Genomic DNA, 24844 nt, shown 5'->3' on the forward strand with positions numbered 1-24844 from the left:
AGAAATTGAATTTGAAATTGTAGCAAATATACGCAAAGTTTTTAGCCAGCATCGATTCCGGTTTCACAGATTAAAAATAGTTTTATGAAATATTTTATAAATAGTTTTTTGCTTTTGGTTTGTTACCTGTTTGCTTCTGCTTCGTGTGGAACTCCAAAAAATAACTTTTCAAATTCTAAAGATCCAATAATTACTGGTGCCGAGCGATCTGATTTTTATTTACCACTATTAAAAGATAAAAAAGTAGGTATCGTTACCAATCAAACAGGAATTATCAAGATTTCAAACGAGGGTACTGTTTCAATAGTTGATTATTTAATTTCAAATAAAATAGCCGTTCAAAAAATATTCGCTCCCGAGCATGGTTTCCGTGGCACAGCTGATGCTGGTGAACATGTGGTAGACGGAAAAGATACCAAAACGGGGTTGCCTATTATTTCCCTTTACGGAAATAATAAAAAGCCTAAACCCGAGCAACTGGCAGGAATTGACATCATGATTTTTGATTTGCAAGATGTGGGTGCACGATTTTACACCTACATTTCTACGTTACATTATATTATGGAGGCTTGCGCCGAAAACAATATTACTTTAATGCTGCTGGATAGACCCAACCCAAATGGTGCTATTGTGGATGGACCAATGCTAGAAAAAGAGTACACCAGTTTTGTTGGAATGCATCCAATTCCTTTGCTTCACGGCTTGACCATTGGGGAATACGCCCGAATGATAAATGGAGAAAAATGGTTAAAAGGCGGGATTCAATGTGATTTGAAAGTAATTCATTGCCTAAATTATAAACGCGAAATGGTTTATGATTTACCTGTAAAACCATCGCCTAATTTACCCAATTCACAAGCGGTGAATTTATATGCAAGTTTGTGTCTTTTTGAAGGTACGAATGTGAGTGTGGGACGTGGCACCGAAAAACAATTCCAAATTTATGGCTCTCCCTATTTGTCAAAAAGTGATTTTAGCTTTACACCGATTCCAAATTTTGGTGCTAAAGAACCTGTTTATAAAGATCAATTGTGTTACGGTGAAGATTTAATCCAAATTGAAAAAGTAAAGCAATTGGAATTAAAATGGTTGTTGAAAGCTTATAATTCAACTGCTGATAAGTCAAAATTCTTTAATGAATTCTTTACCAAATTAGCCGGAACAAAAAAATTACAGCAACAAATTGAAAGTGGTTTATCCGAAACTGAAATTAGAAAATCCTGGGAAAAAGGGTTGAATGATTTTAAAGGAATGAGAAAAAAGTATTTAATTTATTAAAAAATTACACCGGCAATTTCTCTTTCATTTTCTCTACAATATTAAACGCAGCCGGGCAAATCTCAACATTCTTTAAAGTTAAATTTGCAATCTGTTGGAATTTTTTTCTGTCGGTGTGCGGAAATTCTCTGCAGGCTTTTGGTCGCACTTCATAAATAAAACATTTATTATCTGCTTCTAAAAAAGTACACGGAACGCTTTGCAAAACATAATCGTTGTCTTCGTCAATGCGCAAATATTGATCAATAAATTGTTGTGGTTTTTGCTTGAAATGTTTTGAAATACGTTCAATATCCGCCGAGGTAAAAAGTGGCCCGGTTGTTTTACAACAATTGGCACAATCTAAACAATCGGTGCGCTTAAATTCGGCATCGTGTAAATCCTGCATGACATAGTCCAAGTTTTTGGGTGCTTTCTTTTTCAGCTTATCAAAATACTTTTTGTTTTCGATATGCTTATCTTTGGCAAGTTTAGGAAGATTGTTTAAAATATTTTTCAATTTGACGGATCCAAGTTATGCCGCAAAATTAGAACATTTTAAACTTGAAACTCTAAGCCTTAAACTAATTTTTTATGAAAGACCTTTTTGGTAAAGCCATTTTAGATTATCAAACCAATAATTCGCCAGAAGATATCTTAACCGAAACCAACATTTCGGAGGCCGATGAAATGGAAGTGGCCTATCTTTTTCGTGATTTTAATTCCATGCCCAAATTGGAACAAAAAGCGTTACTACTTGCAAAAGGCAAAATTTTAGATGTGGGTTGTGGTGCTGGTAGTCACAGTTTGTATTTACAAGAAAAAGGTTTGGATGTAACCGCAATTGATATTTCGCCTAGTGCTATTAAAGCGTGTGAATTGCGTGGAGTCAAAAATGCAAAAGTTCAAAATATTTTGGATTTAGAAAATGAAAAATTCGATACTATTTTATTACTAATGAATGGTACGGGAATTTTCGGAACCTTGGCGGAAACGACTACCTATTTAATGAAGTTAAAAAGTTTGCTTGCGCCAAATGGGCAAATATTGATTGACTCTTCGGATATTATTTACATGTTTGATGATGCCGAAGACGGTTCTAAATGGATTCCAGCTGAAGGGTATTATGGCGAATTAACCTTTACGATTTCTTATAAAAAGGAAACAGAAACCTCTTTTCCTTGGTTGTATTTAGATTACAATACGTTACAAAATGCAGCACATGCCAATGGATTGGAATGTGAACTGATTATTGAAGGCGAACATTTTGACTATTTAGCGAAGTTGTATTAAATAAAAAACCCAAACTATGTTTGGGTTTTTTATCAATTGTAGCAACTAATTATTGCATGTATTTCATTACTAAAGCTTGCATTTCACCTTGAAGTGCCATCATCTCTTCTTGGGATTTTGTTGCGATAACTTCAGCTTTCTCAGCCATTTTCTTTCCTACTGGACTGTCATAAAATGCTAACATTGCTTTAACGTCTTCTTTAGTATATTCTTCCATGTAAGTTTTTACTGTAGAGTCAACTGCTTTTCCAGCTAATGCATCAAATTCTACTAAAAATGCAGCATGTTTTTCTTCTGGAATCATTCCTAAGATTTGTTTTTTTGCAGCAGCTAATTGACCACTAGCACCACTTCTTTCAACCACTCTTAAAACATCTTTTTTAAATGCTTCGTCAACTGGTGCAGCAGCTATTTCAGCAGCAGGTTTAGTTGAATTGGTTTGAGCAACTCCAAACTGGCTTGCAAGAACTATTCCGAAAGTTAAAATTAATTTTTTCATTTTGAGTTTTTTAAATTAGATTATAAAAGTAAAATTTTGAATGTATTCTACCAAATTATTTAGGTTTTTTTTAAGGAGCCTGAATATTTATCGGCAGCATAAATGTGCAACGCACCTTTTTTCCTTTTTGTTCTGCTGGTGTCCAATTCGGACATTTTTTTAAAATTCGAATAGCTTCTTCACCTGTTCCGTAACCAATATCTTTAAGTACTTTGATATCGGTAATCGATCCATCCTTTTCTACTACAAAGGAAACTAATAATTTGCCTTTTAATCCTTGAACATCAGGAGTTCGGTAGTTTTTTGCTATGTATTCGTAAAATTTATTAAACCCTCCTTTATATTCGGGTTTGATTTCAAGTCCTGCCGAATTGTAAACGGAATTGTCTTCATTTGTGTCAGGCGCTATGGGTTCTGTTTGAGAATTTACATTTTGGAATGAAATCAAACAGATGAATAGAAATACTAACTCTTTCATTATTTTGATTAGGGAATATTAAGGTATTTGTGCGTTTGTAACGAAACCCTCCATTTTGGATTATTCATTACATAATCTACAATGAGTGGTGTCATTTCTTCTTTTTTACTCCATTCGGGTTGTAAGAAAAGTATTGCGTTTGGATTTACTTTTTCGGCTTGTTCTTCGGCAAAAATAAAATCATGCTTGTTGTAAATAATTACTTTAAGCTCGTTTGCAATTGTGTAAGCTCCTGCAACCGGTAATTTATTTTTCTTTGGAGAAAGGCAAAACCAATCCCAAGTTCCTGTAACGTCATAACAGCCCGAAGTTTCAATATGCACCTTAAGGTCTTGCTCTTTTAGCTTATTGGTTAGCAAAGTCATGTCCCAAGTAAGCGGTTCGCCACCTGTGATTACTACCGTATCGGCATATTTTTTTGCGTTTGCAACAATAAGGTCCGTTGATGTAGGTGGGTGCAATTCGGCATTCCAACTTTCTTTAACATCACACCAATGGCAGCCTACGTCGCAACCACCAATTCGAATGAAATAGGCAGCAGTACCTGTGTGATATCCTTCCCCTTGGATGGTGTAAAACTCCTCCATTAAGGGTAGCATTTCGCCTTTATCTACTGCAATTTGTATGTTTTTGTCTAGCATTTTTTTTAAGGTTCTAAGGAACTAAGTTGCTAAGTTTTGTTTCTTTATTATTATCAAATAGTGATAAATGGTTTGCTTAATAGCCCTGATGCAAGGGAAAAGCCTCGCTTGCGAGCTTAGGAAAAGCAGCAGGAAATTCGTTTACCGATAAATCCCAAGCCATTCGCTTCTAATTATTTTTCTCTCATGTAAATATCCATCGGTACTCCCGAAAAATCCCAATGCTCCCGAATTTTATTTTCTAGAAAACGTTTGTAGGGCTCTTTTACATATTGCGGCAAGTTGGCAAAAAACACAAACTGAGGCGTTGGCGTTGGCAACTGCATGCAATATTTTATCTTCACATACTTTCCTTTAATTGCAGGCGGAGGATGATTCTCTATGATTTTCAACATATAATCGTTGAATTTTGAGGTCGAGATACGCTGACTTCTATTTTCGTGCACTTTTACTGTTGCTTCAAGCGCTTTTAGCAAACGTTGTTTTGTTAAGGCCGAAATGAATAAAATAGGCACATCGGTAAAAGGTTGCAATTCTTCTCTAATTTTAAGCTCATAGTCTCTTGTAGACATGGTATCTTTTTCAACTAAGTCCCATTTGTTTACTAATATTACAACTCCTTTTCGGTTTTTTTCGGCCAACCAAAAAATACTTTGGTCTTGTCCTTCAAATCCTCTAGTTGCATCGATAATTAGAATACAAACATCAGAATGCTCTATGGCACGAACCGAACGCATCACCGAATAAAATTCTAAATCTTCTTTTACTTTGGCTTTTCTTCGAATTCCTGCAGTATCCACAAGGTTAAATTCAAATCCAAAACGGTCAAATTTAGTATCGATGGCATCTCTGGTAGTTCCAGCAATATCGGTAACAATGTATCGATCTTGCCCAATTAATGCATTGATGAAACTAGATTTTCCTGCGTTAGGTCTTCCAACCACTGCAAATCGAGGTAATTCAATTTCTTCTTGAGTAGGTAATGGTTTTACCGGAAAGGAATCAATTAGAGCATCTAATAAATCTCCTGTTCCGCTTCCAGAAATACTGGCAAACGAGTAATATTCGCCCAAACCTAAATTATAAAATTCCACTGCGTCTTTTTCACGCATGGCGTTGTCTACTTTATTAACGGCAAGTAAAACGGGTTTGGTTACTTTTCGAAGTAATTTTGCCACTGCATCATCCATTGGGGTAATGCCTTCTTCTACATCAACAACAAAAATAATGACATCGGCTTCGTCAATAGCCAATTCTACCTGCTTGCGAATTTCTTCTTCAAATACATCATCGCTTCCTTTAATGTATCCTCCCGTATCAATAACTGAAAATTCCTTTCCGTTCCATTCGCTTTTTCCGTAATTTCTATCTCTGGTTACACCAGAAACCGAATCCACGATAGCTTCTCTTCGTTTAATCAACCTATTAAAAAGGGTTGATTTTCCTACATTTGGTCTTCCTACAATGGCTACAATGTTATTCATAGTATTTTTAAATAAGCTGCAAAGGTACTATTTAGAGCTGTAAAATCAATTTTTTTAGATTTTAAGTGAAATAATATTTTAAATTATTTAATAAATACAAGAATATTTATAATTTATTGGGTTAGGATATATAAATAATTGAGCAAATAAATTTACACTAAGTTAAATTCCGGCAGGTTAAAATAAATTATAAAAAAACTCATATTATTAGCAAATTTAATCTTGTAAATTAATATAAATAAAAGTTAAAATTTCTTTTTTAATAGTATTACTATTATATTTGCACTTAAATTAATTATATTTGATAAATAGTATTCAATCCAAATGGAAAATTTATTCAAGAATATAAAAATTCAAGTCAATAATAAAATTTATTTAAAGGATCCTGAAACATCGGCTTTAGGTAAAAAAATTATTGAAAATAGTATCATATTAATCAATGAAATAGGCTTTGAAGAATTCACTTTTAAAAAACTTGGTGATTTAATTGGGTCTAATGAGAGTTCTATTTATCGTTATTTTGAGAGCAAGCATAAATTATTGGTTTATTTATCCTCTTGGTATTGGAGTTGGATAGAATACCGATTGGTTTTTGCAACCAATAATATTGCTGATCCAAATGAAAAACTTAAAAAAGCTATTACTATTGTAACTGAAAAAATTATTGACGATGCTGCTACAGCTCATATTAATGAGTCAATATTAAACAAGATAATTATTGCCGAGTTTACTAAAGCGTTTCACACAAAAGAGATTGGCAAAGAGAACAAAGAGGATTTTTTTTACATCTACAAAAATGTAATAAATAGGATTGTAGTAATGATTAATAATGTAAACCCTGATTATCCTTTTGCTAAGAGTTTGGTTTCAAATATTGTTGAAGGCGCTTTACACCAACATTTTTTGCAAGATCATTTAAAGACCATTACCAATTGTAATGAAACAATTACCCCAACTGATTTTTACCTTAATTTAGTAGAAAACACAATACGAAAATAACCATGAACGAAAAGCCATTAAAACGATTTTTTAATCTAATTAGTTTGGATAAAAAAGACATAAGTCAAATTTTTTTCTATGCTATTTTTGCGGGTTTAATTAGTCTTTCTTTACCCCTAGGAATTCAGGCAATTATTAATTTTATTCAATCGGGGAGAATTAGTGCTTCTTGGATTGTGTTGGTTGTATTAGTTGTAATTGGAGTAGTTTTTGTTGGAATTTTATCTTTAATGCAACTTCGAATTACTGAAAACTTGCAACAAAAAATATTTGTTAGATCTTCATTTGAATTTGCTTACCGATTGCCAAAGATAAAATTTGAAGAAATTTACAATATGTATCCACCCGAATTGGCCAATCGATTTTTTGATACGATTTCTATTCAAAAAGGAACTTCAAAATTATTAATTGATTTCTCAGCTGCGATTTTACAGATTGTATTTGGAATTTTATTGTTGTCATTATACCATCCTTTTTTTATTGTTTTTGGATTATTTTTGATTGTATTGCTTTATGTTATTTTCAGGTATTCGTATCGACCAGGATTGGATACCAGTTTAAAAGAATCAAAGTATAAATATAAAGTAGCCGGATGGTTGCAAGAAATCGCTCGAAACAATTTTAGTTTTAGAAAGCCACAAAATTTTGATTACGCACTAAATAAAAACAATGCTTTAGTAGTAGACTATTTAGTTTATCGCGAAAAACATTTTGCCGTAATTAAAAAACAGTTTACCCAATTAATTATTTTTAAAATAATAATTACAGCCAGTTTGTTGCTTATTGGTGGTTTTCTAGTTATAAATCAACAAATGAATATAGGACAGTTTGTAGCTTCTGAAATTATTATTCTTTTAGTAATTAATTCGGTAGAAAAAATAATTTTGGGCTTAGAAACTTTTTATGATGTGTTGACTTCAATCGAAAAAATAGGTCAGGTTACCGACATGAATTCTGAAACTGAAACCGATATTGAACAGAATGATTGTTTTACAAATATCACTCTAGAAACGGATAATTTAGATTTCAAATTCCCAGATGGTGAAGATGCTGTATTAAATACAATTAATTTAAAAATAGAGCAAGGAGAAAAAATACTATTAACCGGTGAAAACGGTTCGGGTAAATCTACATTAATTCGCTTACTTTCTGGGTTAATTCAGCCAACATCGGGGTCCTTTTTTATTAATGACGATACTTTTAATAAAATTGATTTAAAGCATTATCGAACTCACATAGGAACTATAATTCAAGGAGAAACACCTTTTGAGGGCACTGTTTTAGAAAATATTACATTCAACAATCCAACCATATCCAAAGCCGAATTAAAATGGGCTTTAGATGCGGTTCAGCTTACTTCTTATATAAAAACATTGCCTAAAGGATTAGACACTATGATTTTTTCTGAGGGAAAACAATTGTCTTCTTCCAATGCTCAAAAAATACTGTTAGCGCGAAGTATAATAAACAAGCCTAGATTGCTTTTTTATGAGGATCCAACTGATAAAATGGACGAAATTGCAGCAAGTGAAATTATTGATTTCATTCTATCCGATGAAAATCCATGGACAGTTATTGTGTCTTCTAAAAATAAAAATTGGAAGAATAAAACAACTAGAGAAATTATATTAAAAGAAGGAACTATTTATAAAGATATAAAAAAATAAAACATGCTAAATTTATCTAAAAATAATCCGATTGCAATAAAAAATCTACTGCAATATTCTACGGTAAAAGAGTTAAGTAATCGTCCGCATTATAAAATTCTGAACAGAATTATTTTAGCTTTTTCTATTATTGGATTAATTGTATTATTTCTTCCATGGACTCAAAATATTTCGGGTTCTGGAGCAGTAACTACATTAAAACCTAATCAAAGACCACAAACGGTTCAATCGTTAATATCTGGAAGAATTGAAAAATGGTATGTTAAAGAAGGTGATTTTGTAAAAAAAGGGGACACCATTTTATTTATTTCTGAAATAAAAGAAGATTATTTAGATCCAAACCTAGTTTCAATTACTAAAAATCAAATGGACGCCAAAAAAATGTCTGCTCAATCCTATTCTGGAAAAGTTACAACATTATCCTCGCAAATTCAAGCAATAGAATACGAAAAGAGGTTAAAAATGCAACAAGCACAAAATAAAATTAGACAAGCTTTATTTAAAATAAAAAGTGATAGTATTGATGTAATTGCAGCAAAAACTCAAGTAAAAATTGCAAATACGCAATTCAATCGTTCGGTTCAGTTAAACAAAGAAGGATTAAAGCCGTTGACCGATTTGGAAGAAAAAAGATTAAAATTGCAAGATGCTGAAGCCAAAATAATTACTCAAGAAAACAAATTATTAGCTAGCAGAAATGAACTCATTAATGCGCAAATAGAAATTAATAGAATTTCTGCAGAATATACCGATAAAGCATCGAAAGCAAGAAGTGATCAATTCACGGCATTAAGTAATCAATATGATACCAATGCCCAAGTAAATAAACTTGAAAATCAATATGTAAATTACAGCATTCGAAATGGCATGTATTACATTAAGGCCCCTCAAGATGGCTATATAAACCGTGCTTTACAATCTGGAATTGGTGAAAATATTAAAGACGGAACTTCAATTGCAAGTATTATGCCATCAAATTATGAAATTGCTGTTGAAACCTATATCTCCCCAATTGATTTACCTCTAGTAAGAAGAGGAGAAAAAGTTCGTGTTTGGTTTGATGGATGGCCAACCATAGTTTTTTCGGGATGGCCAAATATGTCCTATGGAACTTTTGGAGGAAAAATTGTAGCCATTGAAAATTTTATTAGTGAAAATGGAAAATACCGCGTGTTAATTGCACCAGATGAGAAGGAAGCAAAATGGCCAAAACAATTAAGCATTGGTGCGGGAGCACAAACAATTGCTCTGTTGGATATCGTTCCAATTTGGTTTGAAGTGTGGCGAACTTTAAATGGGTTTCCGCCAAATTATTATCAACCTAAAAATAAATCAATTAAAGAAAAGAAATAATGAAACGATTTTATTTAATTTTCTTATTTTTTTCAGTATCTATTTTTGCTCAAAATACTCCTGTAACTTTGAATGAACTTACCTATGAAGAATATTTAGGTTATGTAAAAAAGTTTCATCCAGTTGTAAAAAGTGCTAATTTAATCATTAGTAATGCACAAGCCAATTTAATGATGGCTCGTGGTGGATTTGATCCAAAAATAGAAGTTGATTTTGATAAAAAGCAATTCAAAAACACTGATTATTACTCTATTCTAAATAGTAGTTTTAAAATTCCTACTTGGTACGGAATAGAAATTAAAGCTGGATTTAACAATAGTGAAGGGGTGTATTTAAATCCCGAAAATTCAATTCCAAATCAGGGAATATCATCGTTTGGAATTTCAGTTCCCATTGGTCAAGGATTGTTAATTAACCAACGCATGGCTGACATTAGAAAAGCTAAAATTCAACTAAATCTTAGTCAAGCCGAAAGAAAACTACAGGCAATAAGTATACTTTATGATGCTTCTGTAGCTTATTTTAATTGGAAAAGAAATTACAGTGAAGTTCAACTTTATGAAAGTTATTTGATAAATGCAGAAAAACGATTAACAGGTGTTTCAAGTTTAATATTAAATGGAGATAAACCAGCTATTGATAGTGTGGAGGCAAATATTATTGTAAGAAATCGAAAATTAAGTTTGGAAGATTCCCGATTAAAATTAGCCAAATCAAAATTAGAATTATCTAATTTTTTATGGTTAGATAATAATTTACCATTAGAATTACAAGATACAATTATTCCAGAAAAAGAACTAAACGATAAAATAAAAATTACACTTAAAACGGATGGATTTGTATTTGATGAAGCTCAATTAGTAAATCACCCAAAAATTAAAGCTTTAGAAAATAAAATCCAGATTTTAGATATCGAGCGAAAGCTTAAAGTTAACTCGCTATTGCCTAAAATTAATTTAGATTATCAATATTTATCAGTTCCTCAATCTTTTACTTACTCCAATTTTTTGTACAATAATTTCAATGATTATAAATTAGGTATGAACTTTTATTTCCCTCTATTTTTAAGAAAAGAAAGAGGAAGTGTAAAATTAGCAAAGAATAAAATTCAAGACACCCAATTTGAATTAAATTTGGAACGCGTTCAATTAGTAAATAAAATTAAAGCACAGCAAACAGAGATTAATTCGTTAGAAAAACAATTAAAATTAATTAATGAGCTGGTGGCAGATTATTCTACAATGTTAACTTCTGAAGATCGATTGTTTTCTTTTGGAGAAAGTTCTATTTTCTTAATTAACACTCGTGAAAATAATTTAATTGTTTCACAATTAAATGCATTGAGTCTAGAAAACAGACTTTTTACTTCAAATGCTGAATTGTTTAAAGTTATGGCAAATCCTGATTAATTTATTTTAAATAGTTACTTTTGTCGACTGAAATTTAGTAAAATGATTATTCCAAAAACTAGAGAAGAAATAGAATTGATGCGCGAAAGTGCACTGATTGTTTCTAAAACCTTAGGAGAAATAGCAAAAGTAATCAAGCCCGGTGTAACTACTTTATATTTAGATAAAATTGCAGAAGAATGCATTAGAGATCATGGTGCTGTGCCAGGATTTTTAGGTCTTTATGGATTTCCAAATACATTATGTGTAAGTCCAAATACGCAAGTAGTTCACGGAATTCCAAATAACAAACCACTTGAAGAAGGCGATATTATTTCGGTAGATTGTGGAGCATTGAAAAATGGTTTTTACGGAGATCATGCGTATAGTTTTGAAATTGGAGAAGTTGCTCCCGAAGTGAAAAAATTACTTCAGGTTACCAAAGAAAGTTTGTATATCGGAATTAGAGAATTTCGAGTTGGAAATAGAGTAGAAGATGTTGGCAATGCCATTCAAAAATATTGCGAAGGGCATGGATATGGTGTGGTGAGAGAATTAGTTGGGCACGGAATTGGAAAAAAAATGCATGAAGATCCAGAAATGCCAAATTATGGAAAAAAAGGCCGCGGAAAAATGTTTGTTGAAGGAATGGTGGTAGCTATCGAACCGATGATTAACATGGGTACTAAGAATATAAAACAGTTAAAAGACGGCTGGACTATTCTTACTGCCGATGGAAAACCAAGTGCACATTTTGAGCACGATGTGGCTATTATTGACGGAAAACCAGAAATCTTATCTACTTTTAAATATGTCTATGACGCACTAGGAATTGTAAGTAATGAAGAAGATGAATTCCGAAAAAATCCATTAAGTTAGGCATGAAAAAAATATTCAAATTTATATTAAATACCATTCCAAGGCCAATATTAATTCGGCTGAGTATTGTGGTGCGGCCCATATTAGCCTTTATATTAAAAGGAAATCGATTTACCGATCCTATTGACGGAAAAAGTTTTAGCATGTTTTTACCCTATGGTTATGGAAACCAAAGAAACAATGTGCTTTCACCAAGCACACTTTCATTAGAAAGACACCGTTTATTATGGTTGTATTTGCAAAATGAAACCGACTTTTTCACTGCAACTCTTAAGAAAAAAGTATTACATTTTGCACCCGAACAAGAGTTTTACAAACGATTCAAAAAACAAACCAATATTGAGTATACTACAACCGATTTGCTTTCACCTTTGGCAGATGTAAAAGCAGATATTTGTGATTTACCTTTTGAAGATAATAGCTACGATGTTATTTTTTGCAACCACGTTTTAGAACACATTCCAGATGACACCAAAGCCATGCAAGAATTGTATCGTGTATTAAAGCCAGGTGGGATGGGAGTTTTTCAAATTCCGCAAGAGTTGTCAAGAGCCACTACTTTTTCAGATGATACGATTGTAGATCAAAAAGAAAGAGCAAAAATCTTTGGTCAATACGATCACGTTCGTGTATATGGTAGAGATTATTTTGACAAATTAAGAAGCATCGGATTTCAAGTGGTTGAAGAAGATTATACGGCAAAATTGTCTACCGAATTAGTAGAAAAATATTGTTTGGCAAAAGGAGAAATCATTCCGGTTTGTTTTAAATAAATTATTTATTTGGCTTAATTGAAGATAATATTATTTGTTATCTTTACATTTATAATACCTATACTATGTTTAGAAAGTATTTATTTCTTATAACTTTTCTTATTACTGCAACTATTTCATTTTCTCAAGAAAAAGAAGTAGTTCCTCCTTATTATATTAAGACAGTTTCTTTTGTTCAAAACGGGCAAAATGCAGTTCCTTTATTTTTATTGGGAGATACTTTTCAATTACAATTTGACGATTTGCACGGCACAGAGGATAATTATTATTATAAAATCACTCATTGTGATTATGACTGGAAGCCATCTCAATTATCAATAAATGAATACCTAGGAGGATTTGATGAATTAAGAATTCAAGATTATTATAATTCGATTAATGCACTCCAAATTTACTCACACTATAAACTTACAATTCCAAATAAACAAATCCATTTAAAAGTAAGCGGAAACTACATAATTAGCATCCTAAACGAAAGTAGAGAAGTAGTTTTTTCAAGGAAAATAATTATTTGTGAAGACTTAGTTTCTGTTCCGATGCAAGTAAAAAGAGCTCGAACTAACAACAATTTGGAATACAAACACAATTTAGAATTTGCTGTAAAATCAAACGCTATAACTTTTCAAAGTCCGCTTACGAATGTAAAAGTATTGTTAATGCAAAACGGTCGATTTGATAACTCAATTTCCAAAATCAAACCCATGTATACTATTGGAAATGATCTTATTTATAAATACGATACTGAAACACAATTTTGGGCAGGAAACGAATACCTGTTTTTTGAAAATAAAAACATAAGAGTGGCTACAAATAGTATTGCTCAAGTTGATTTAAATAGTGGTTTATATAGTTGTTATTTGTATACTAACGGAGCAAGAGCTTCACAACAATATACTTTTTGGCCAGACATAAATGGAAATTTTTTAGTTAACAATCTTAATGCCGAAAACAACGAAATTGAATCGGATTATGTTTGGATTTATTTTTCACTTTCTGCACCTGCCTTTTACCTAGATAAAAACATTTATGTAACCGGAATGTTTAATAATTATGTACTTTCTGATGAAAATAAAATGGACTATAATGAAAAAAAGGGCATTTATGAAAAGGCCATGATGGTTAAACAAGGATTTACAAATTACTCTTTTTCAGTAGGGGATGGGAAAGGTAAAATTGATGCAGAAAATGCTATTGATGGTAACTTTTGGCAAACAGAAAACAACTACCACGCCATCATTTATTACCGAGAAAATAACCAGCGCTACGATAGAGTAATCGGTAAAGGAATTGCAACTTCTACAGAAATAATTAATTAATCTTTTTTTTAGATTAATTTAATATTGCAAGTCCAATAAATTTGTAACTTTACAAAAAGTTCGTTTATGGTTACTCAAATAACAAGAGGCATAAAAATTTCTGTAAACACAAGTTTTGAAGGTACTTACTTCAAAAACCACAAAATTCATTTTGCTTTTTCTTACGAAATAACTATAGAAAATTCTAGTAAAGATACCGTTCAATTAATTACCCGTCACTGGGAAATTTTCGATTCTCTAAATGATTTAGAAGTTGTAGATGGCGAAGGCGTAATTGGGAAAAAACCAGTTATAAAACCGGGTGAATCCCATACGTATTCTTCTGGCTGTTTGCTTTCTTCACCACATGGCGCCATGAAAGGTTTTTTTAACATGATTAATTTTACTACTACAAGAAATTTTCGAGTGATAGTGCCTACATTTCGACTAAGTGCGCCTTATGCTTTAAATTAGGAGCCAATCCATTTCTCCATTTCAAGTTTACTTGTAAAAATTCAAAAAAACCTTTGTACTTTTGTTGCCAATTGAATAATTAGATGGCAATTATCTAATATTCTAACAATCTAATTAGCCTAACAATCTAACGAAATATATTATGTCAAAAGGATTTTTTCATGTACCTAAAGCGGTTAACGAACCCGTAAAATCATATGCTCCAAATTCTCCAGAAAAAGCAGCGGTATTAGCAGCTTACAAAAAAATGTGGAATGAAACTATTGATGTGCCTATGTACATAGGCTCAGAGCAAGTGCGCACCGGAAACACCCAAAACATGTCGGCTCCTCACGATCACCAGCATATTGTAGGAACGTATCATTTAGCAGAAAAAAAGCATGTAGATGATGCCATCGCTGCAGCATTAGAAGCTAGAAAAACTTGGTCGCAAATGCCTTGGGAACACCGTGCAGCGATTTTCTTAAAAGCAGCCGAATTAATTGCTGGTCCTTACAGAGCCCGAATTAATGCAGCAACTATGATTGCACAATCAAAAACAATTTTTCAAGCAGAAATAGATGCTTCTTGTGAGCTAATTGACTTCTTGCGTTATAACGTGGAATTCATGACTCAAATATATAATGACCAGCCAAAATCGGTTTCTGATATTTGGAATCGAGTGGAATACCGTCCGCTTGAAGGGTTTGTTTATGCAATTACTCCGTTTAATTTTACCGCTATTGCGGCCAATTTGCCTGCAAGTGCAGCTTTAATGGGTAATACCGTGGTTTGGAAACCTAGTGATAGTCAAGTTTTTTCTGCCAAAATCATTATTGATATTTTCAAAGAAGCAGGAGTTCCAGATGGGGTTATCAATGTAGTATTTGGAGATCCAGTTATGATTACCGATACGGTATTAGCAAGCCCAGATTTTGCTGGAGTGCATTACACAGGATCGACTTTTATATTCAAAGAGATTTGGAAAAAAATCGGAAACAACATCCATACATATAAAACCTATCCAAAAATTGTTGGAGAAACAGGCGGAAAAGATTTTATTGTAGCACATCCATCAGCCAATGTAAAACAAGTGGTTACCGGAATTACCCGTGGAGCTTTTGAATTTCAAGGGCAAAAATGTTCAGCAGCGTCTAGAGCTTATATTCCGCAAAGTTTGTGGCCGGCAGTTAAAGCGCAATTAATTACCGATGTGAATTCTATGAAAATGGGATCACCAGAAGATTTTGGCAACTTTATTACTGCAGTTATTCACGAAGGTTCTTTTAATAAATTAGCTGGCTTTATTGATCAAGCTAAAAAAGATGCTGATGCAGAAATTATACTTGGTGGAAACTACGATAAATCAAAAGGATATTTCATCGAACCAACGGTTATAGTGACTACCAATCCTAAATATGCAACCATGGAAACCGAACTTTTCGGACCGGTTATTACCATCTATGTGTATGAAGATGCAAAATGGCAAGAAACATTAAAACTAGTTGACGAAACTTCAGAATATGCATTAACTGGAGCTATTTTCAGTCAAGATCGCTATGCGATTGTTGAAGCTACAAATGCTTTACAAAATGCAGCTGGAAACTTTTATATTAATGATAAACCAACCGGAGCTGTTGTTGGAATGCAGCCATTTGGAGGTGCAAGAGCTTCAGGAACCAATGATAAAGCAGGATCTATGCAGAATTTATTGCGTTGGGTTTCTCCAAGAACAATCAAAGAAACTTTTGTTACGCCTGAAGATTATCGTTATCCTTTTTTGGGAGAATAGTTTTAATTCAGAAATTATAATTTATAAAAAAGCCCAAACATCTGTTAGGGCCTTTTTTATTTTAAGGGTAAGTGCACCACTTTTTTAGTTTCAAAAAAATCTTCTTCAAAGAAATCGGATAAATTGTATTGAGTTGCTTTTGGAAAGTTTTTTAACTCTTCGGTTAAGTCGCCTCCTTTTAAATATAATATTCCGTTTGACAACTCGTTAGCATCTGTTTTTTTAATTTTACCCGACACCCAAGATACAAAATCGGGCATGTTAGTTACGGCTCTACTCACAATAAAGTCATAGTCTTGCTTTACATTTTCAGCTCGCATTTGCTCGGCTTTTACATTTTTAAGTCCAAGTGCACTAGCCACTTCATTAACCACTTTTATTTTTTTGCCAATAATATCGATCAAGTAAAAATCAACTTCCGGGAATAATATAGCTAACGGAATTCCAGGAAAGCCTCCGCCGGTGCCCACATCCAAAATTTTAGTATTTGGCTTAAACGTAATTACTTTCGCAATTCCCAAGGAATGCAATACATGGCGGGTATACAATTCGTCAATATCTTTTCTCGAAATGACATTAATTTTCGAATTCCAATCTTGATATAAATCTTGAAGTTTTTCAAATTGATGTAGCTGATTTTCTGTAAGTTTTGGGAATTGTTTTTTAATTTCCTGCATATAATTCATTTTAGGCAAAAATAGTATAATTAGTTAATAATTATGACTTGATTTTGAGTTTAAAAAAATTATAATAATTACATTTGTACAAACTTATGAATTTCAAAATCATGAATAACGCTACCCCAATATTTTCTAAAAACGATAGTATTAAATTTTTTAGAACCCTTAATAAAAAAGTAAATGATTACTTTAAAGATAATAATCTAGAAAAAACAGGAAACTGGAAATTGCACTTAAAAACAATTGTAATGTTTTCTATTTTTCTAACTCCTTACTTCTTTTTATTAGCGATGGATATGCCTTTTTGGACCTATTTATTGTTAAATGTAGTTATTGGAATAGGAATGGCTGGAGTAGGGATGAATGTGATGCACGATGGAAACCATGGAGCGTATTCTAGTAAATCTTGGGTTAATAAAATCATGGGCGGTAGTATTTATATTCTTGCCGGAAATGTATACAATTGGCAAGTGCAACACAATGTTTTGCACCACACTTACACCAATATTCTAGGTCATGATGAAGATCTTGAAGCAGGTAGAATTTTGCGTTTTACCAAAGAAGCCAAATGGTATAAACACCATAAATTCCAACAATATTATTCCGTTTTTCTATATGGATTATTGACATTCAATTGGGCAATTACTACCGATTTTCTTCAAATGAAACGCTACTTAAAACGCAATTTATCTTATGGTGAATTTAAAAAACCAGTTATTCATTGGACAACTTTAATTATAACTAAAATCATTTATTTTTCAATTTGGTTGGTAATCCCAATGGTAATGGGAATTACTTGGTGGAAAGTTGTTATAGGATTTGTAGTTATGCATTACACCGCAGGGGTAATCTTAAGTGTGGTCTTTCAGTTAGCGCATGTTGTTAATGAAACTGACAATCCTGTTCCAGATCAAAATGGCGAAATTGAAAACACTTGGGCAGTGCACCAATTGTATACCACAGCTAATTTTGCACCAAAAAACTGGTTGGTAAACTACTACACAGGAGGTTTAAATCACCAAATAGAGCACCATATTTTCCCAAATATTAGTCACATACATTACAGTAAAATAGCTGAATTTGTGAAAGAAACAGCTAGAGAATGTAATCTGCCTTACTACGAATTCAAAACAACTCGAGCTGCAATTTATTCACATTTTACACATTTGAGAGATTTAGGTCGAAATCCACAATTAGCATAAAACACACTTTAAATATACAACCAACACAACAATGAACAACAATCCGTTATCGGACAGAATTAACAACCTGTCTACATCACAAACACTTGCTATGGCTGCCTTAGCAAGAGAATTAAAAGCACAAGGAAAAGATATTATTAGTTTAAGTTTGGGTGAACCCGATTTCAACACACCTGATTTCATTAAAGAAGCTGCAAAAAAAGCTATTGATGAAAATTATTCAACGTATTCACCAGTAGATGGATACCAAGAATTGAAAGAAGCCATTTGCAGAAAATTTAAAAGAGATAACAATTTAGATTACAAACCAGCAAATATTGTAGTTTCTACTGGAGCAAAACAATCGTTATATAACATTGCTCAAGTAATGCTTAACGATGGGGATGAGGTAATTTTGCCTGCTCCATATTGGGTTTCTTACTTTGAAATTGTGAAAATGGCTGGAGGAGTTCCTGTTGAAGTACCTACTTCAGTTGAGAGTGATTTTAAGATTACGCCACAACAATTAGAAGCTGCTATTACTCCAAAAACGAAAATGATTTGGTACAGTTCTCCTTGTAATCCAAGTGGATCGGTATACAGCAGAGAAGAATTAACCGCTTTAGCAAATGTGTTAGAAAAATACCCAAACATTTATGTGGTTGCAGATGAAATTTATGAACACATTAATTTTTCAGGTACTTTTTGTAGTATCGCATCCATTCCAGGTATGTTTGAAAAGACAATTACTGTAAATGGAGTTGCGAAAGCATTTGCAATGACCGGATGGAGAATAGGATATATTGGCGCACCAGAAATAATTGCTAAAGCATGTACTAAAATGCAAGGGCAAGTAACTTCGGGAGCTAATTCTATCGCGCAACGCGCAACAATAACTGCTGTAGATGCAGATCCAAGTGTGCTAAATGAAATGGTTGCCGCCTTTAAAAGCCGAAGAAATTTAGTAGTTGGATTAATCAATGCAATTCCAGGATTGAAATTAAATGTTCCAGAAGGAGCGTTTTATGTATTTCCAGATGTTTCTTCTTATTTTGGAAAAACGTTACGCGGAAAACTAATCAACAATGCAGATGATTTTTCAATGTATTTATTAGCTGAAGCAAATGTTGCTACCGTAACAGGAGATGCATTTGGTAATCCAAATTGCATTCGTTTTTCTTATGCTATAAGTGAAGAATTATTAACAGAAGCATTGCGAAGAATTAAAGAAGCTTTGGCATAAGTATTTGTAAAGACAAAGCAATAAAACAAATGATAAAAACTGTTTTACATAAAGCCAATACAAGAGGTCACGCCGATCATGGTTGGTTAAATGCGTACCATAGTTTTAGTTTCGCAAGCTGGTACAATCCTGAAAGAATTCAATTTGGAATGCTTCGCGTTTTAAACGATGATACCATTGCTGCAGGAATGGGTTTTGGAACACATCCGCACGATAATATGGAGATTATCACTATTCCATTGGAAGGCGATTTGGCTCATAAGGATAGTATGGGCAACGCCGAAGTGATTAAAACAGGAGACGTTCAAGTAATGAGTGCCGGAACCGGAATTCAGCACAGTGAGTTCAATCCTAATGCAGACCAACGCACTAAATTATTTCAAATTTGGGTTTTCCCAAAATATAGAAATGTTACGCCTCGTTACCAGCAAATCACTTTAGATGAGACAGAACAAAAAAATAATTTTGCTCAAATCCTTTCTCCAAATGCAGACGATGCCGGAGTTTGGATTTATCAAGATGCCTGGTTTTTCTTAGCCGATTTTGACAAAGATTTTCCTAAAACCTATGCCATTAATAAAGAAGGAAACGGCTTGTATGTTTTTGTGATATCTGGTTCAATTACCGTGGACGGACAAGAATTAGAAACGCGCGATGGATTCGGAATTTGGGATTTCACCAATTTAGAAATAAAGGCTACGACTGAAGCTAAATTTTTATTAATGGAAATTCCAATGAATCAGTAAGTAATTTCAATTCTTATGGTCCAATTTTCAACTGTAGTAAATGCTTCCTTAGAAAAAGTTTGGGAACATTTAATTTATAAAATTGAAAAGCCAGAAAATTTTGTTCCTGGAGTGAGTGATGTTATTATTTTTGAAAAAAATACAAATTTTGTTTCTAGACAAATGACAGTTACTACTGATGAAAGCAGTACAATTTTAAAAGAAAAAATAACTTTTATCCCTCATAAAGTTCGGTTTCTTTTATTAGAACATCCTCAATTAGAAGGCTATGTTGATAATGATGTGCTTGCAATTTCAGAAAATGAAACTGAAATGACTTTTACAATTAATTGGATAGACAAAAAGACGAAAATAGAGATTAATAATTTTGAACTGGCGAAAAATGCCGTTTTAAAAACTAAACAATATATTGAAGGAATTTAATTATTGAAAAAAGTTTCCGGATAAATTATGATTTTAGCGATATAAATCGGTGCGTCAAATGTTGTATTGAGTGCCGATTTTTTATTTAATAAATTTCGATGACCAAAGCCAGCGCCTAGACCAATCCATTTTGTCAATTTGTAATTTACCTGACCAGAAATTTCATTAATATATAAATTGACATCTACATCACTTACTATATCACTATTCACTTCTTTAGTAAAATTAGGTCTTCCAAAACCTATTTGCTCTGTAGCAAAACACTCCCACTTTTTATTTTTAAAAATAATCCAATCATTGAATAGACTAAAATACCAAAAACTAATTTTATTGGTTTCTTCTGCTTTTAGTTTTTTGTTAAAATAATATATATAAACCGGATTTACTATAAAGGAGCTTCCAACACCAAATCGAGTTAGTTTTTTATATTGCATTCCAACTTTGACTCCAAAAACAGTAACTTCTTTTCCTCTAATACTTGAAAATCTATTATCTAATTGAAATGAAAATTTCCATTTTTTGACTTCCTCTTCTTGACTGAAAACAGTAAAAGTTGAAAGTAATAATAGGACAAGAAGTTGACGTTGATATTTTCTCATTTTGTAGAAGTTATCTATCAGACAAAATTAAATAGAAATAGTTTAATTTAGAGGTTAATAATTTACCAAAGTAATATGCAAAGACTAAAAATAATTCTATTGAATTTTACTATTTTTGTCCTGAGTTAAGTAATGATAATTAAAATAATAAATTATAATAATGAAAGCATATATATTTCCTGGTCAAGGAGCACAATTTTCGGGAATGGGCAAAGAATTGTACGAGAATTCGGCATTAGCCAAAGAATTATTTGAAAAAGCAAATGAAATTCTTGGTTTTCGAATCACCGATATTATGTTTGAAGGAACAGCAGAAGAACTAAAAGAAACCAAAGTAACCCAACCTGCGGTTTTCTTGCATTCGGTAATATTAGCAAAAACATTAGAAGATTTTAAACCCGAAATGGTTGCCGGACACTCGTTAGGTGAATTTTCTGCACTAGTTGCTAATGGCGCTTTGTCATTTGAAGACGGACTAAAATTAGTTTCTCAAAGAGCTTTGGCAATGCAAAAAGCATGTGAAATTACACCTTCTACAATGGCAGCAGTATTAAACTTAGACGATAAAATTGTTGAAGATATTTGTGCTTCAATTGATGGAGTTGTTGTTGCGGCAAATTATAATTGCCCGGGGCAATTAGTAATTTCCGGAGAATACAGTGCGGTTGAATTAGCTTGCGAAAAAATGAAAGAAGCTGGTGCAAAAAGAGCACTTATACTGCCTGTAGGTGGTGCTTTTCATTCGCCAATGATGGAGCCTGCAAGAGAAGAGCTTGCAGCTGCTATTGAAGCAACCCAATTTTCGCAACCTATTTGCCCAGTATATCAAAATGTAACTGCAAATGCAGTTTCTGATCCAAATGAGATTAAGAAAAATCTTATCATTCAATTAACAGCTCCTGTTAAATGGACGCAATCGGTACAGCAAATGATCGCTGATGGCGCATCGAGTTTTACAGAAGTAGGTCCAGGTAAAGTATTAGTTGGGTTAGTAAATAAAATTGACCGAGAAGCAGTAACCTATAATGCCTAATTAGACATTTAAATTTTTATATCAAATCCCTAGGAAATTAATTTCTAGGGATTTTGTTTTTGGTATTAATTTTGCTTACATTTAAGATATAAATTATTTAATTATGAAAAACATTCTCTTATCTCTAGTAGTTGCAATCGGATTAGTTTCTTGTAAAGAGGACACTAAAGAAAAAGTAATAGATGCTTCTAAAGCAGTTGGTGCTGAAGTGAAAGAATCAATAGATACTGTTAAAGTTAAAGCAGAAAAAGCAATTGATACTTCTAAAATAAAAGCAAAGGAACTTATAATAAAAGGTGCTGAGAAAGTGGAAGAAGGCGCTAAAAAAGTAAAAGAAGCTGCTCGGAAAAAAGATTAACTTCTAATCTTTTGTTCCCATTTCCAGGCACTGGCCAAGGCATCCTCCAGACTTAATTGGGTTTTCCATCCTAAAATGGAATTGGCTTTATCGGTGTTGGCATATGCTGAGGTAATGTCTCCTTCTCTTCTGCCTACAATTTGGTAATTTAATTTTTGTCCTGAAACTTTTTCAAAGGCTTGAATAACTTCCAATACAGAGCTTCCGGTGCCGGTTCCCAAATTAAAAGTTTCTACTTTATCAATGTTTTTTTTGTTTAGTAAGCGCTTTAAGGCAATAACATGGGCTTTCGCCAAATCTACTACATGAATATAATCACGAACGGCAGTGCCATCAGGTGTAGGATAATCACTTCCAAATACCGATAATTTTTCACGTAAGCCAATGGCTGTTTGCGTAATAAAAGGAACTAAATTTTGTGGAACTCCAAGCGGTAATTCGCCAATCTCAGCACTTGGATGCGCGCCAATTGGATTAAAATAACGCAATAATATCGAATTAATAGAAGTCACTTTTGCAGTGTCAATAATAATTTCTTCGCCAATTTGTTTTGTGTTTCCATAGGGAGACATCGCTGTTTGAATAGATGCATTCTCGGTTATAGGCATCTTTTCGGCTTGACCGTAAACCGTACATGAAGAACTAAATATAAAATTAGCACTTGGCAATTCTTTTAGTTCCTGCAAAATATATACTAAGGAATTTAAGTTGTTTTCATAGTAAAGTAAAGGATTTCCAACACTTTCACCAACCGCTTTAGAGGCGGCAAAATGAATTACTCCTGAAATATCTTGGTGTTTTTTGAAAAATTGTTGAACGGATCCTTTATCTCTTAAATCCATTTTTTCGAAAATAGGACGCTTTCCAGTAATATTAAAAATACCGTCCAAAACACTTTCAGATGAGTTATAAAGGTTATCAATTACAACCACTTCAAACCCCTCATTTTGTAATTCAACAACAGTGTGTGAACCAATAAAACCTAATCCTCCGGTAACAACTATCTTCATTTTGTATTAGTTTACGTATTCTAAGATACTATCGGTGATATATTTAATTTGATCGTCTTCCAATTCGGTATGCATTGGTAATGCAATAACCTCTTTACACAATTTATTAGTAACCGGAAAATCTTCTTCTTTATTTCTAGCATCTGCATATGCCTTTTGGCTATGAAGCGGGATTGGATAATAAATAGCACACGGTATTCCTTTTTCTTGTAAGTGTGCTAAAAGTCCATCGCGCTTGCCATTCGTAATTCGGATCACATATTGATGAAAAACATGGCAATCACAAGCATCGCAAATGGTTGGCGCAATGATATTGGGATTCATGCCTAAAGCCAAACTGTATTTTCTTGCAGCGTCTTGACGCGCACTATTGTAAGCATCTAAATGGGGTAATTTTGCTTTTAATACGCCCGCTTGAATACTATCCAATCGTGAATTCACTCCAACTACATCATGATGGTAGCGCTCATACATTCCGTGATTTACAATACCTCTCAACTTGTGAGCTAAGGCGTCATCGTTGGTAAAAATCGCTCCTCCATCTCCATAACATCCTAAGTTTTTAGAAGGGAAAAATGAAGTGGCACCTACATGTCCAATAGTACCTACTTTCTTTTTAGATCCATCTTTCGAAGAATAATTTGCACCAATTGCTTGGGCATTATCTTCAATAACATATAGGTTATGTGCTGCAGCAATTTCCATAATCGCATCCATATTCGCTGCGCGGCCAAATAAATGCACCGGAACAATCGCTTTTGTTTTTGGAGTAATCGCTCTGCGAATGCCTTCCAATGAAATATTCATGTTATTTAAATCTACATCCACCAATACCGGAGTCAATTGCAATAATGCAATTACTTCAACAGTAGCAGCAAAAGTAAAGTCGGCCGTAATCACTTCATCACCGGGTTTTAAATCCAATCCCATCATGGCAATTTGAAGTGCATCGGTACCATTTGCACAAGGAATAACATGTTTTACTCCTAAATATTTTTCTAAATCCGCTTGAAATTGGTGAACTAAAGGTCCATTAATATAGGTGTTCGTATCTAAAACTTCCTGAATAGAAGCGTTAACTTCATCTTTTATTTTATCATATTGACTCTTTAAGTCAACCATTTGTAGTTTTTTCATGGTATAAAAATTGGAAAAACAAAAGTATACTTTTTCTTATTATTTGCAGCGAAAGTTCAGTGCTTTTTTGTAAACTGTTTTCCTGCTTTTCGTTACAATCTGTTTTGGCGTGGGACGAATCGATTTAAAGCAGCTATAATTCATCGCCAATCCAGGATTTCCACTTCAATCAGGGCTAGGGGG

At 33.0% G+C, this 24844-nt stretch carries 26 protein-coding genes; 17 read left to right on the forward strand and 9 right to left on the reverse strand.

Going from position 1 to position 24844, the window contains the following annotated elements:
• The first annotated feature begins 84 nt into the window (after nt 1–84).
• Nucleotides 85–1278, forward strand: coding sequence for an exo-beta-N-acetylmuramidase NamZ family protein (locus tag ABWO08_RS00855; RefSeq protein ID WP_353083046.1), 1194 nt, complete (start codon nt 85–87; stop codon nt 1276–1278).
• Between the two features lie 4 nt (nt 1279–1282).
• Here the strand turns inward: ABWO08_RS00855 and ABWO08_RS00860 are convergent, their stop codons facing one another.
• Nucleotides 1283–1777 (reverse strand): YkgJ family cysteine cluster protein, encoded by a 495-nt coding sequence (locus ABWO08_RS00860; RefSeq protein WP_353083048.1) that lies wholly within the window; start codon nt 1775–1777, stop codon nt 1283–1285.
• Nucleotides 1778–1851: 74 nt separating this feature from the next.
• Here ABWO08_RS00860 and ABWO08_RS00865 point away from each other — a divergent pair, with 74 nt between their 5' ends.
• Nucleotides 1852–2550 (forward strand): class I SAM-dependent methyltransferase, encoded by a 699-nt coding sequence (locus ABWO08_RS00865; RefSeq protein WP_353083050.1) that lies wholly within the window; start codon nt 1852–1854, stop codon nt 2548–2550.
• Between the two features lie 49 nt (nt 2551–2599).
• Here ABWO08_RS00865 and ABWO08_RS00870 read toward each other — a convergent pair whose 3' ends face one another.
• The 4 genes from ABWO08_RS00870 to der all read right to left on the reverse strand — a co-directional run bounded on the left by ABWO08_RS00870 (nt 2600) and on the right by der (nt 5652).
• Nucleotides 2600–3049 (reverse strand): DUF2059 domain-containing protein, encoded by a 450-nt coding sequence (locus ABWO08_RS00870; protein ID WP_353083052.1) that lies wholly within the window; start codon nt 3047–3049, stop codon nt 2600–2602.
• Nucleotides 3050–3119: 70 nt separating this feature from the next.
• Nucleotides 3120–3527, reverse strand: coding sequence for an energy transducer TonB (locus ABWO08_RS00875; RefSeq protein WP_353083054.1), 408 nt, complete (start codon nt 3525–3527; stop codon nt 3120–3122).
• Between the two features lie 8 nt (nt 3528–3535).
• Nucleotides 3536–4168, reverse strand: a complete 633-nt coding sequence (locus ABWO08_RS00880) for a 7-carboxy-7-deazaguanine synthase QueE (RefSeq protein ID WP_353083056.1) — start codon at nt 4166–4168, stop codon at nt 3536–3538.
• Between the two features lie 173 nt (nt 4169–4341).
• A complete protein-coding gene (der, locus tag ABWO08_RS00885; protein WP_353083058.1) occupies nt 4342–5652 on the reverse strand; it encodes a ribosome biogenesis GTPase Der in 1311 nt (436 codons plus the stop codon).
• A 324-nt stretch (nt 5653–5976) separates the two neighbouring features.
• Between der and ABWO08_RS00890 the strand changes: the two genes are divergently transcribed.
• The 9 genes from ABWO08_RS00890 to pruA all read left to right on the forward strand — a co-directional run bounded on the left by ABWO08_RS00890 (nt 5977) and on the right by pruA (nt 16251).
• A complete protein-coding gene (locus tag ABWO08_RS00890) occupies nt 5977–6651 on the forward strand; it encodes a TetR/AcrR family transcriptional regulator (RefSeq protein WP_353083060.1) in 675 nt (224 codons plus the stop codon).
• Between the two features lie 2 nt (nt 6652–6653).
• Entirely contained in the window at nt 6654–8318 is a 1665-nt protein-coding gene (locus ABWO08_RS00895) for a peptidase domain-containing ABC transporter (RefSeq protein ID WP_353083062.1), read from the forward strand.
• 3 nt (nt 8319–8321) lie between these two features.
• Nucleotides 8322–9671, forward strand: a complete 1350-nt coding sequence (locus tag ABWO08_RS00900) for an HlyD family secretion protein (protein WP_353083064.1) — start codon at nt 8322–8324, stop codon at nt 9669–9671.
• Entirely contained in the window at nt 9671–11080 is a 1410-nt protein-coding gene (locus ABWO08_RS00905; protein WP_353083066.1) for a TolC family protein, read from the forward strand. The genes ABWO08_RS00900 and ABWO08_RS00905 overlap by 1 nt, the downstream gene beginning before the upstream one ends.
• A gap of 42 nt (nt 11081–11122) precedes the next feature.
• Nucleotides 11123–11938 carry a type I methionyl aminopeptidase gene (gene map, locus ABWO08_RS00910; RefSeq protein ID WP_353083068.1) on the forward strand — a complete coding sequence of 272 codons (816 nt, stop codon included), beginning with the start codon at nt 11123–11125 and terminating at the stop codon, nt 11936–11938.
• A gap of 2 nt (nt 11939–11940) precedes the next feature.
• Complete coding sequence (locus ABWO08_RS00915) at nt 11941–12711, forward strand: class I SAM-dependent methyltransferase (protein ID WP_353083070.1); 771 nt, start codon at nt 11941–11943, stop codon at nt 12709–12711.
• A 65-nt stretch (nt 12712–12776) separates the two neighbouring features.
• Complete coding sequence (locus tag ABWO08_RS00920; protein WP_353083072.1) at nt 12777–14027, forward strand: type IX secretion system plug protein; 1251 nt, start codon at nt 12777–12779, stop codon at nt 14025–14027.
• A gap of 66 nt (nt 14028–14093) precedes the next feature.
• Nucleotides 14094–14480, forward strand: coding sequence for a Co2+/Mg2+ efflux facilitator ApaG/CorD (apaG, locus tag ABWO08_RS00925; protein ID WP_353083074.1), 387 nt, complete (start codon nt 14094–14096; stop codon nt 14478–14480).
• Between the two features lie 142 nt (nt 14481–14622).
• A complete protein-coding gene (gene pruA, locus ABWO08_RS00930) occupies nt 14623–16251 on the forward strand; it encodes an L-glutamate gamma-semialdehyde dehydrogenase (protein ID WP_353083076.1) in 1629 nt (542 codons plus the stop codon).
• Nucleotides 16252–16307: 56 nt separating this feature from the next.
• On the opposite strand, the gene rsmG is transcribed toward pruA, so the two are convergent.
• The gene (gene rsmG / locus ABWO08_RS00935) at nt 16308–16928 is read right to left on the reverse strand and encodes a 16S rRNA (guanine(527)-N(7))-methyltransferase RsmG (protein WP_353083078.1); all 621 of its coding nucleotides are present in this window, start codon (nt 16926–16928) and stop codon (nt 16308–16310) included.
• A 110-nt stretch (nt 16929–17038) separates the two neighbouring features.
• On the opposite strand from rsmG, the gene ABWO08_RS00940 reads away from it, so the two are divergent.
• From ABWO08_RS00940 to ABWO08_RS00955, 4 genes are read left to right on the forward strand one after another with little or no spacing between them, the layout of a single operon-like run.
• The gene (locus ABWO08_RS00940; RefSeq protein WP_353083079.1) at nt 17039–18133 is read left to right on the forward strand and encodes a fatty acid desaturase family protein; all 1095 of its coding nucleotides are present in this window, start codon (nt 17039–17041) and stop codon (nt 18131–18133) included.
• Nucleotides 18134–18164: 31 nt separating this feature from the next.
• Nucleotides 18165–19355: a pyridoxal phosphate-dependent aminotransferase gene (locus tag ABWO08_RS00945; RefSeq protein WP_353083081.1), complete on the forward strand. Its 1191-nt coding sequence runs from the start codon at nt 18165–18167 to the stop codon at nt 19353–19355.
• 29 nt (nt 19356–19384) lie between these two features.
• The gene (locus ABWO08_RS00950; RefSeq protein ID WP_353083083.1) at nt 19385–20101 is read left to right on the forward strand and encodes a pirin family protein; all 717 of its coding nucleotides are present in this window, start codon (nt 19385–19387) and stop codon (nt 20099–20101) included.
• Between the two features lie 15 nt (nt 20102–20116).
• On the forward strand, nt 20117–20524 hold the full coding sequence (locus ABWO08_RS00955) for an AtaL-like protein (RefSeq protein ID WP_353083085.1): 408 nt from the start codon (nt 20117–20119) through the stop codon (nt 20522–20524).
• Here the strand turns inward: ABWO08_RS00955 and ABWO08_RS00960 are convergent.
• On the reverse strand, nt 20521–21123 hold the full coding sequence (locus tag ABWO08_RS00960) for a hypothetical protein (protein WP_353083087.1): 603 nt from the start codon (nt 21121–21123) through the stop codon (nt 20521–20523). The genes ABWO08_RS00955 and ABWO08_RS00960 overlap by 4 nt on opposite strands.
• 160 nt (nt 21124–21283) lie before the next feature.
• On the opposite strand from ABWO08_RS00960, the gene fabD reads away from it, so the two are divergent.
• Entirely contained in the window at nt 21284–22156 is an 873-nt protein-coding gene (gene fabD / locus ABWO08_RS00965; RefSeq protein WP_353083089.1) for an ACP S-malonyltransferase, read from the forward strand.
• A gap of 103 nt (nt 22157–22259) precedes the next feature.
• Nucleotides 22260–22514 (forward strand): hypothetical protein, encoded by a 255-nt coding sequence (locus ABWO08_RS00970; protein ID WP_353083091.1) that lies wholly within the window; start codon nt 22260–22262, stop codon nt 22512–22514.
• On the opposite strand, the gene galE is transcribed toward ABWO08_RS00970, so the two are convergent.
• Nucleotides 22511–23524: a UDP-glucose 4-epimerase GalE gene (gene galE / locus ABWO08_RS00975; protein WP_353083093.1), complete on the reverse strand. Its 1014-nt coding sequence runs from the start codon at nt 23522–23524 to the stop codon at nt 22511–22513. The two genes, ABWO08_RS00970 and galE, sit on opposite strands and share 4 nt — an antisense overlap.
• Before the next feature lie 6 nt (nt 23525–23530).
• Nucleotides 23531–24661, reverse strand: coding sequence for a DegT/DnrJ/EryC1/StrS family aminotransferase (locus ABWO08_RS00980; protein ID WP_353083095.1), 1131 nt, complete (start codon nt 24659–24661; stop codon nt 23531–23533).
• Nucleotides 24662–24844 lie beyond the last annotated feature (183 nt).

Source organism: Flavobacterium sp. (assembly GCF_040383245.1).
Taxonomy (GTDB): domain Bacteria; phylum Bacteroidota; class Bacteroidia; order Flavobacteriales; family Flavobacteriaceae; genus Flavobacterium.

What these genes read in the sequence shown, in the direction of transcription:
- ABWO08_RS00855 (WP_353083046.1), top strand. Translation starts at nt 85, where the DNA reads ATGAAATATTTTATAAATAGTTTTTTGCTTTTGGTTTGTTACCTGTTT.
- ABWO08_RS00865 (WP_353083050.1), top strand. Translation starts at nt 1,852, where the DNA reads ATGAAAGACCTTTTTGGTAAAGCCATTTTAGATTATCAAACCAATAAT.
- ABWO08_RS00870 (WP_353083052.1), bottom strand. Translation starts at nt 3,049, where the DNA reads ATGAAAAAATTAATTTTAACTTTCGGAATAGTTCTTGCAAGCCAGTTT.
- ABWO08_RS00875 (WP_353083054.1), bottom strand. Translation starts at nt 3,527, where the DNA reads ATGAAAGAGTTAGTATTTCTATTCATCTGTTTGATTTCATTCCAAAAT.
- ABWO08_RS00880 (WP_353083056.1), bottom strand. Translation starts at nt 4,168, where the DNA reads ATGCTAGACAAAAACATACAAATTGCAGTAGATAAAGGCGAAATGCTA.
- der (WP_353083058.1), bottom strand. Translation starts at nt 5,652, where the DNA reads ATGAATAACATTGTAGCCATTGTAGGAAGACCAAATGTAGGAAAATCA.
- ABWO08_RS00890 (WP_353083060.1), top strand. Translation starts at nt 5,977, where the DNA reads ATGGAAAATTTATTCAAGAATATAAAAATTCAAGTCAATAATAAAATT.
- ABWO08_RS00895 (WP_353083062.1), top strand. Translation starts at nt 6,654, where the DNA reads ATGAACGAAAAGCCATTAAAACGATTTTTTAATCTAATTAGTTTGGAT.
- ABWO08_RS00900 (WP_353083064.1), top strand. Translation starts at nt 8,322, where the DNA reads ATGCTAAATTTATCTAAAAATAATCCGATTGCAATAAAAAATCTACTG.
- ABWO08_RS00905 (WP_353083066.1), top strand. Translation starts at nt 9,671, where the DNA reads ATGAAACGATTTTATTTAATTTTCTTATTTTTTTCAGTATCTATTTTT.
- map (WP_353083068.1), top strand. Translation starts at nt 11,123, where the DNA reads ATGATTATTCCAAAAACTAGAGAAGAAATAGAATTGATGCGCGAAAGT.
- ABWO08_RS00915 (WP_353083070.1), top strand. Translation starts at nt 11,941, where the DNA reads ATGAAAAAAATATTCAAATTTATATTAAATACCATTCCAAGGCCAATA.
- ABWO08_RS00920 (WP_353083072.1), top strand. Translation starts at nt 12,777, where the DNA reads ATGTTTAGAAAGTATTTATTTCTTATAACTTTTCTTATTACTGCAACT.
- apaG (WP_353083074.1), top strand. Translation starts at nt 14,094, where the DNA reads ATGGTTACTCAAATAACAAGAGGCATAAAAATTTCTGTAAACACAAGT.
- pruA (WP_353083076.1), top strand. Translation starts at nt 14,623, where the DNA reads ATGTCAAAAGGATTTTTTCATGTACCTAAAGCGGTTAACGAACCCGTA.
- rsmG (WP_353083078.1), bottom strand. Translation starts at nt 16,928, where the DNA reads ATGCAGGAAATTAAAAAACAATTCCCAAAACTTACAGAAAATCAGCTA.
- ABWO08_RS00940 (WP_353083079.1), top strand. Translation starts at nt 17,039, where the DNA reads ATGAATAACGCTACCCCAATATTTTCTAAAAACGATAGTATTAAATTT.
- ABWO08_RS00945 (WP_353083081.1), top strand. Translation starts at nt 18,165, where the DNA reads ATGAACAACAATCCGTTATCGGACAGAATTAACAACCTGTCTACATCA.
- ABWO08_RS00950 (WP_353083083.1), top strand. Translation starts at nt 19,385, where the DNA reads ATGATAAAAACTGTTTTACATAAAGCCAATACAAGAGGTCACGCCGAT.
- ABWO08_RS00955 (WP_353083085.1), top strand. Translation starts at nt 20,117, where the DNA reads ATGGTCCAATTTTCAACTGTAGTAAATGCTTCCTTAGAAAAAGTTTGG.
- ABWO08_RS00960 (WP_353083087.1), bottom strand. Translation starts at nt 21,123, where the DNA reads ATGAGAAAATATCAACGTCAACTTCTTGTCCTATTATTACTTTCAACT.
- fabD (WP_353083089.1), top strand. Translation starts at nt 21,284, where the DNA reads ATGAAAGCATATATATTTCCTGGTCAAGGAGCACAATTTTCGGGAATG.
- ABWO08_RS00970 (WP_353083091.1), top strand. Translation starts at nt 22,260, where the DNA reads ATGAAAAACATTCTCTTATCTCTAGTAGTTGCAATCGGATTAGTTTCT.
- galE (WP_353083093.1), bottom strand. Translation starts at nt 23,524, where the DNA reads ATGAAGATAGTTGTTACCGGAGGATTAGGTTTTATTGGTTCACACACT.
- ABWO08_RS00980 (WP_353083095.1), bottom strand. Translation starts at nt 24,661, where the DNA reads ATGAAAAAACTACAAATGGTTGACTTAAAGAGTCAATATGATAAAATA.